Raw genomic sequence first — 6,571 nt, 5'->3', positions numbered from 1 at the left:
ATCGAGCGTTAAGTTTTTATAATTCCATAACCAATCGCGATAAGCCGTGCGTACAATATTGCCAGGAGCTGTAGTCATCAAGCTTTTACCCGTCATTGTTTCAGAACCACCATCAACAAAATAGGCCGGCTTTGAAAAATTTTCTATCAAATACTGAGTGTATGGCGCTGTATTGTTGAAAAAGAAATTCCAATCCTTTACGAAATAGTACCCCTCATTATATGCACCCAATGCACCGAGTGCAACCCAGCGATTCAGTTTCTTATCCAACAGCTCTTTACCTGTTAGGGGCGATAGGTCATCGGGTTCAGATACAAAGGTAATGTGGCAAATAATAGTTGGTGACTTTTTTGTTTTAATGTGGTATATTCAGGTCGTAAGGTGGATGAGGAAATAGGCTCTGCTGGGGAGCAACCTATCAGCAATAAATCTTACAAACATACAGTATGAGTAAAATGGGATAGTTTATTACTATCCCATTTTTATTTATACTGGTGTTTTAAGTAGGCTTAGAAAACCCATATTTATTTTTGGTTCTTTAACCACAGATACCATTGGATGTATCCCTTAAAATGGTTCTTGGTTAAGCCCCTATGGATTGCTAAATGGCTCTTTAGATGTCCGAAAAACGACTCAAGCCCATTTGTTGATTTAGGAATTCTAGGATTGTCGAGATAGTGGAACATATCAGGTAGAGCTCTTTTTATTACCACAAAAGATCGCCTTACCATTTTGTGTTTATACCAAAACCTCCCAGTTTCAGAGTTAAAGCTTTTTTCAGCAATAAAGGCTTTATGTTTTTCATTCCAGGCAATCAGTTCAACGACCCAATAACCCCACTGATTTCTGGTTTCTATCCGATGAAGCTTTTTGACAATTGCTAACAGCTCAAATCCAGCTTCACTCTTTGGATTTAGCGTTAGCCATATCTTACACATCCGTTGGACGTGAACAACACACCTTTGTATTAAAATGGATTTATCTGCTGACCGTATGGCCTTTAATACGGATTTATGTCCATCACAAGTGATGCTTTCAATTTGAACACCTAGCGCTAACAAGTTAGCGATGTCTTCTTTTATTTCATCATACCACTCGCCATCTGTTATCCGGTACAATTGAGTGTATCTTATGGTATTATCTCTATAGAGTATTAGGCACAACTTGTTGGCAAAGTAGGTGCCATCCATCAATAAATTAAGTTTTTCCGAAGGTCTCACATGTAGAACCGGCCTCTTGGATAGATAATAATCAAAGTAAGATTGTAAGGTTCTGGGGCTATATCCGCTGATATGGCTAATTTGAATAATGGTTTGCCTACCAAGCACCCAATCTTTAAACCACTTAAATCTATTCTGACGACTTACTCCTTGATTTGTAAAGGTGAACAGTATACCACAATTTTTACATTTGAAGCGTTGCTTACCTTGCTGTTTTCCCCACTTAATTACATCTAAACTATCACAACTCCAACAGCGCTTTTTCTTGGATATTATCATAAAAAAAGAGTTTATTGAAACCAATTTCAATAAACTCTTTCAAATCGCAATAGATACAATGCATACAGAGGTTTCTACCAACTATTTTTTGCTATTATATCCCTTTTGACAATACAAAAACTGCCGCCGATTTGAACATCGGCGGCAGTTTTTTTAGTTTGTCACACAAAAGTGGCTACTTATCAATTCGACGTTGAATTCGACGAATGGCCGATTCTATGGATTGTTCAGGTTCAATCACGTTGTAATCACCCCAGAAATCGTCGTTGGCAAAACCGGTCACAGCATCTTCCATAATCACATTCATTTTCAGCCTGTCTGATGCTCTATAGGGTCTCTCATCGGTTGCTTCCCAGTCGGTAACAGCAATCTCCATTGTAGTGTAATAATTGGTATTAAACAACCTGCGGCGCCAATTCACCCGGAATGCCACCTGACCACGGGAATATCCAAAATACCATCTGCCATCCTGTTCCCGATAATTGACCAGATATGACGCTTCGGTTGGATACACGCGGGCACCTGCCGGTTTGCGCCTGATGAAGAGTCGTGCGGCCTCTTCACGATCATTCAAATTCATATTAAAAGCCGCACTGGTGATAGCAAGCGATTCGGTATCGATGTATAATTTACCATAGTAAAGAGGCTCTTTCACTTCAGGCTTCTGTGAGAAATTAACCACATATATAAATCGATCATCTACACGGGTAATATTCGACATTTCAAAGTTGTAGTAATTGAGCATCTCTTCGTCAAAAAGCAGATACGGATCCTTCATTATGTCCAGCATAAGCGCTGAAACAGGCCCGCCCTGCAACTTAAACACGAGTGTATCTAACCTACCGTAATCAGTGCTTTTACGACCAATGGCAAGCCTTACATTGTCTTCGCGTGGACTGGTATAAGGGTGTTTGTAAATATCCACTACCGCTTCGGTTAAAGACACATAGGTCCACCCTTTTTTAATGGTTTCACGATAAAAGGCAGTTTTTTCAACCGGCGTGTTCATGTAATTCTTTTCGCGACGGTTCAAAACGGCACGCATCAACAGGTTGGGATCTGAAGGAAACACAGATACTTCTACCAGATTTACAGATGTCATATCAAGCTGAATGCGGTTTCCATCAGGCTTCAATTCTCTTATTGGAATTACTTTTCGGGCATATCCGATATAGGATATCACCATGTTGCGATCCAGCATGGAATTAGGCACTTTAATAAGAAATTCACCATCGGAATTACACACAGTAGCCACATTGGCACCTTCTACGGATATGGTAGCAAACACCAATGCATCATTGGATCTTGAATCAGTAACAATACCTTTATATTGGGTAAAGTTATCATCCTCTCCTTCATTGGCAAATACGTTTCCTGTTAAAAGAAAAACAGCCAAAAAGATCATCATCCAACCGGAGAGTAAACGCCTTAAAGATTGATTCGCAGTTTTCATGATATGAGATATTAAGTGAATTAACTTGTTTTACCTTATGACAACAATTCATTAAAAAACCCCTATCGCCTGTCACAATTATTTTATGACATACGAAACAATTCATCACATACGAGGTTTTTATAGAAAGCATCTGGTAAATAGGCGCTTGATGAAGAAACGAGTAATCAAATTATTAAAACATCAACCTTAAATCAAATCCACTTTAGCAATGATAAACAGAGAAATTTTCCTGGTTACGGGTGCCAGTTCGGGACTGGGATTGGCAGTTGCCAATGCCCTTATTCATAATGGACATGAGGTAATTTTAGTAGCAAGAAATGAAAGTAAATTAAAAGAGATATGTGCACAACAGCCTCAACAGACGAGTTATATTTGTGGAGACTTGTCGCAGGAGAGTTTTGTGCGCTATTTGGTGAGTAAACTGCCCGAAAACTTGTCGGGTGCTTTTATCAATGCTGGTGGCCCTCCAGCCAAAACAACTGCAGAAACAACTCTTGAAGATTGGGACAATGCCTACAACCTGTTGATAAGGTGGAAAGTACAACTCACCCGGGAGTTGATACCCCTATTCCAAAAACAGGGATACGGGCGGATATTATACAGTGAAAGCACTTCAGTTACCAGACCCGTTGAGAATCTGGCACTAAGCAACTCGCTACGCATGGCCATAGTAGGTTTGACGCGTACGCTCGTAAATGAATATAAAAACAGCGGCATCACCTTTAATGTACTGGCACCAGGTTATCATGAAACCAAAGCTCTCGAACGATTATATGATAAACTTAGCCAGCAGCAAAGCATTACAGTGGACAAAGCGCGCGAACTCATTGCGAAAAAAATCCCGACAGGAAGTACTGGTGATGTGTTACACTATGCCTCATTGGCGTGTTGGTTGCTGGGTTCGCAATCAGATTTTATAACAGGGCAAGTCATTAATGTAGATGGTGGTGTCAGCATCTAAAAAGCAGGCGTCAGGGAAATACAAAAAAGCAGACCTTTGTTAAGTATTAACAAAGGCCTGCACAATGATTTTATACTAAAAAGTACCCCTAATTATTTCTCCATCTCCTTCCACACCAAAGCACTGGCACCCACGATGGCAGCATCTCCGGCATTAAGTTTTGATGGTAACACCTTAATTTTATTTTTGAAGATGGGCAACAAATGTGCTTCCATACTTGCAATGGTTGGCTTAAAGATGTAGTCGCCGGCAGCAGTAGGCCCGCCAAACAAGAAAATGGCTTCAGGAGAAAGGTGGTGTACAGTATCTGCAAGACCTTGTCCCAGATATTTTCCGGTTAGCTCAAATACTTCCTGCGCAATTTTATCACCCCTTTCAGCAGCATCGAAAATCATTTTTGAGTTCAATTCCTGAAATGACTTGTCAGCCAGCAAACTGTCATTGGCATTGTATTTCACCATCAGTTCAAAAGCAGTACGTTTCATTCCCGGGGCAGAGCAGTAGGCTTCAAGGTGACCCAATGCACCACAGCCACAAAGTCTTCCACCTGGAATCAAAGTTGTATGGCCGCACTCACCGGCAAATCCGTCGTGACCATAAACCAAGTCACCATTAACCACTACCCCGCTTCCAACACCAGTACCGAGGGTGTACATCACAAAATTCTTCATTCCTTTGGCGCCACCATAAATCATTTCACCTATAGCAGCGGCGTTGGCATCATTAGTTAATGCAACATACTGATATTCCGGAAACTGAACTTTAAGCAGCTCAACAAGGTGAACTACACCTTTAAACGATAAGTTGGGGGCATATTCGATGGTGCCATTGTAGTAGTTGCCATTGGGAGCTCCGATACCCATTCCGATAATTTCAGAATCAGGATTCATGAGTTTAACTGATTTAGCCAATTCCTTCACAGCAGCCGACATTTCGCGTACATAACGATCGATATCGCCATGAGAAGGCGTATCGATACCGCCTTTTACGAGTACGTTGCCACTTTCATCAACAATTCCGATGGCGGTATTGGTTCCGCCAATATCAATTCCAATAGAAAACTTCTTCATCGATAGAATATTTTAAGGTGTGTATTTATCGTTGTAATTCAAAAAACTCAAAATGATTTAACCGTAAAGGCCTGCAAAATAAATTGCCAGCATTTACGGTTAAACCCAGGCATGGTTCAAACAATTAGCTTGCTACCCTGATTTTACTTCCCTTCACAGCAAAGAAGAATATGTACAGATAACAAATTGCCGGAACAATATAAGCGTATGTGTAGCTATAATTATCGGCAATAGATCCCATAAGCGGCGGAATTACGGCACCACCAACAATGAGTGCATTGATAATGCCCGATGCAGAACCCAGTTCGCTCGATTCCAAATCCTTAACAGCAAGTGCAAAGATGTTGGGGAACATAATTGAGTTGAACAGACCAATAGAAATCACTGTCCAAAGAGCGATATGGCCGGTTGTAAAGGTGGTTACAATACCGAGTAACCCGGCAACCAGTGCAAAAATGGCCAATGTACGGGCTGGCTGACCTTTGCCAATTTGCATAATGATGAAGTTCACAAAAGCAACACCGGTGAATATAGCTCCAATGGTCCAGTTCCATTCGGTAACAAATGCGCCGGAAATAAATGCCAGTACCAAAACCAATGCAATGGAAATGTACTTTTTGGTTTGGCTCTTAATGTCGGAGAACATAATGGAACCGAAGAAACGACCCACCATAGCACCTCCCCAGTAAATGGCTGCGTAAGTAGAAGCCATTTCAGCAGAAAGCCCGAGTGAGCCCTGACGCAGATAGTTCACCATAAGACCTGCGTTACCTACTTCAGCACCCACATAACAGAAGATACCAAAAGCACCCAACAAAACGTGTGGATGACGGTACACACTTTTCTTGCCATTCTCGCTTTTAGAAGCTGTGATAACAGGCAGCTTAATGAGAAACAAGGCGATAGCCACTGCTACAACAATCATAGCCATCACAATAAATGGGAAAGGAATGCGGTTGGCCACTTCCAGACCGTAAGCCAACTCCTGAGCTTCAGTTGCTCCGGCAGGCAATTCCAAACCACGGAAAATAACCACGGCGATAAGCCAAGGCGCCACCATGGTTGCAATTGAGTTAAGCGCCTGTGTAAGGTTTAATCGACCTGAGGCACCACTTTCAGGACCAATAGCTGTTACATAGGGATTGGCAGATACCTGAAGAAATACCACTCCGGTTGCAAGCACAAATGTAGCCATCAGGAACAATGGGTATGATGGAATACGTGCTGCCGGAATAAAAATAAGACTTCCGATGGCCATGAGAATTAACCCTAAGCTAACCGTCCATTTGTATCCGATACGGTTAATGAGCATTCCGGTAGGAATAGACATTACCGGATAGGCAATAAAAAAGGCAGAAGTTAATAACTGTGCCTGAAACTCGGTAAGGTTAAATACAGCCATTACTGGCGCACTCAACTGAATGATAAACGTGGTGGCAAATCCGAAGATAAAGAAAATAGCTCCAAAAACGGACATGCCCACCAGGACATTGTTGCTCTTTTTTTCCATATTAATTATTTGTTAGATGTGTTGTGCAATGATACTTTAAATTTCAATTTTTCACAAAATTTTAAAGATTGAAAT

General features: G+C 41.3%; 6 protein-coding genes. 1 reads left to right on the top strand and 5 read right to left on the bottom strand.

Annotated features, from left to right (window positions below; translation table 11 throughout):
- The 3 genes from ALKIM_RS20065 to ALKIM_RS0115350 all read right to left on the bottom strand — a co-directional run.
- On the bottom strand, positions 1 to 270 hold a 270-nt coding region (locus tag ALKIM_RS20065), incomplete at its 3' end, for a hypothetical protein (protein ID WP_026475414.1).
- Positions 271 to 524: 254 nt separating this feature from the next.
- Positions 525 to 1,499: an IS256 family transposase, variant Zn-binding type gene (locus ALKIM_RS0115355; RefSeq protein WP_044118007.1), complete on the bottom strand. Its 975-nt coding sequence runs from the start codon at positions 1,497 to 1,499 to the stop codon at positions 525 to 527.
- 175 nt (positions 1,500 to 1,674) lie between these two features.
- Positions 1,675 to 2,952 (bottom strand): carboxypeptidase-like regulatory domain-containing protein, encoded by a 1,278-nt coding sequence (locus tag ALKIM_RS0115350; RefSeq protein WP_026475412.1) that lies wholly within the window; start codon positions 2,950 to 2,952, stop codon positions 1,675 to 1,677.
- Positions 2,953 to 3,163: 211 nt separating this feature from the next.
- Here ALKIM_RS0115350 and ALKIM_RS0115345 point away from each other — a divergent pair, with 211 nt between their 5' ends.
- Entirely contained in the window at positions 3,164 to 3,916 is a 753-nt protein-coding gene (locus tag ALKIM_RS0115345) for an SDR family oxidoreductase (RefSeq protein WP_026475411.1), read from the top strand.
- A 92-nt stretch (positions 3,917 to 4,008) separates the two neighbouring features.
- On the opposite strand, the gene ALKIM_RS0115340 is transcribed toward ALKIM_RS0115345, so the two are convergent.
- Together ALKIM_RS0115340 and ALKIM_RS0115335 are read right to left on the bottom strand one after the other, a co-directional pair.
- A complete protein-coding gene (locus tag ALKIM_RS0115340) occupies positions 4,009 to 4,986 on the bottom strand; it encodes an ROK family protein (protein ID WP_026475410.1) in 978 nt (325 codons plus the stop codon).
- 124 nt (positions 4,987 to 5,110) lie between these two features.
- Entirely contained in the window at positions 5,111 to 6,496 is a 1,386-nt protein-coding gene (locus ALKIM_RS0115335) for a sugar MFS transporter (protein WP_026475409.1), read from the bottom strand.
- Positions 6,497 to 6,571 lie beyond the last annotated feature (75 nt).

Source organism: Alkaliflexus imshenetskii DSM 15055, from assembly GCF_000517065.1.
In the GTDB taxonomy this organism is placed as follows: domain Bacteria; phylum Bacteroidota; class Bacteroidia; order Bacteroidales; family Marinilabiliaceae; genus Alkaliflexus; species Alkaliflexus imshenetskii.
Note: the sequence above shows the minus strand (reverse complement) of the source record. Positions and strands in the feature narration are given on the sequence as shown.